Below are 1,577 nucleotides of genomic sequence, written 5' to 3'. Positions count from 1 at the left end.
GAGACAGGTGCTGCATGGCTGTCGTCAGCTCGTGTTGTGAAATGTTGGGTTAAGTCCCGCAACGAGCGCAACCCTTATCCTTTGTTGCCAGCGGTTAGGCCGGGAACTCAAAGGAGACTGCCAGTGATAAACTGGAGGAAGGTGGGGATGACGTCAAGTCATCATGGCCCTTACGAGTAGGGCTACACACGTGCTACAATGGCGCATACAAAGAGAAGCGACCTCGCGAGAGCAAGCGGACCTCATAAAGTGCGTCGTAGTCCGGATTGGAGTCTGCAACTCGACTCCATGAAGTCGGAATCGCTAGTAATCGTAGATCAGAATGCTACGGTGAATACGTTCCCGGGCCTTGTACACACCGCCCGTCACACCATGGGAGTGGGTTGCAAAAGAAGTAGGTAGCTTAACCTTCGGGAGGGCGCTTACCACTTTGTGATTCATGACTGGGGTGAAGTCGTAACAAGGTAACCGTAGGGGAACCTGCGGTTGGATCACCTCCTTACCTTAAAGAACCTGCCTTTGCAGTGCTCACACAGATTGTCTGATGAAAAACAGCAGTAAAAATCTCTGCAGGCTTGTAGCTCAGGTGGTTAGAGCGCACCCCTGATAAGGGTGAGGTCGGTGGTTCAAGTCCACTCAGGCCTACCAAACTCCTTTTAAAGGATGAGCGGTACAGAGATTGCAAAACGATGGGGCTATAGCTCAGCTGGGAGAGCGCCTGCTTTGCACGCAGGAGGTCTGCGGTTCGATCCCGCATAGCTCCACCATCTTTTACTGCGAACACAAGAAAACTTCAGAGTGAACCTGAAAAGGTGCACTGCGAAGTTTTGCTCTTTAAAAATCTGGATCAAGCTGAAAATTGAAACGACACATCTTTAAGGTGTGTTCGAGTCTCTCAAATTTTCGCAATCAGAAGTGAAACATCTTCGGGTTGTGAGGTTAAGCGACTAAGCGTACACGGTGGATGCCCTGGCAGTCAGAGGCGATGAAGGACGTGCTAATCTGCGAAAAGCGCCGGCGAGGTGATATGAACCTTTGACCCGGCGATGTCCGAATGGGGAAACCCAGTGTGATTCGTCACACTATCGTTAACTGAATACATAGGTTAACGAGGCGAACCGGGGGAACTGAAACATCTAAGTACCCCGAGGAAAAGAAATCAACCGAGATTCCCCCAGTAGCGGCGAGCGAACGGGGAGCAGCCCAGAGTCTGAATCAGCTTGTGTGTTAGTGGAAGCGTCTGGAAAGTCGCACGGTACAGGGTGACAGTCCCGTACACGAAAGCACACAGGTTGTGAACTCGAAGAGTAGGGCGGGACACGTGGTATCCTGTCTGAATATGGGGGGACCATCCTCCAAGGCTAAATACTCCTGACTGACCGATAGTGAACCAGTACCGTGAGGGAAAGGCGAAAAGAACCCCGGCGAGGGGAGTGAAAAAGAACCTGAAACCGTGTACGTACAAGCAGTGGGAGCACCTTCGTGGTGTGACTGCGTACCTTTTGTATAATGGGTCAGCGACTTATATTCTGTAGCAAGGTTAACCGTATAGGGGAGCCGAAGGGAAACCGAGTCTT

At 51.3% G+C, this 1,577-nt stretch carries 2 tRNA genes and 2 rRNA genes; all 4 read left to right on the top strand.

Going from position 1 to position 1,577, the window contains the following annotated elements:
* A 16S ribosomal RNA gene (locus OTG14_RS23670) occupies positions 1 to 502 on the top strand; the annotation flags it as partial.
* 69 nt (positions 503 to 571) lie between these two features.
* Positions 572 to 648: transfer RNA gene (locus OTG14_RS23665), tRNA-Ile, on the top strand.
* 43 nt (positions 649 to 691) lie between these two features.
* Positions 692 to 767: transfer RNA gene (locus OTG14_RS23660), tRNA-Ala, on the top strand.
* Between the two features lie 170 nt (positions 768 to 937).
* Positions 938 to 1,577 (top strand): 23S ribosomal RNA (locus tag OTG14_RS23655); the annotation flags it as partial.

The sequence above is a fragment of the Enterobacter pseudoroggenkampii genome, from assembly GCF_026420145.1.
In the GTDB taxonomy this organism is placed as follows: Bacteria; Pseudomonadota; Gammaproteobacteria; order Enterobacterales; family Enterobacteriaceae; genus Enterobacter; species Enterobacter pseudoroggenkampii.
Note: the sequence above shows the minus strand (reverse complement) of the source record. Positions and strands in the feature narration are given on the sequence as shown.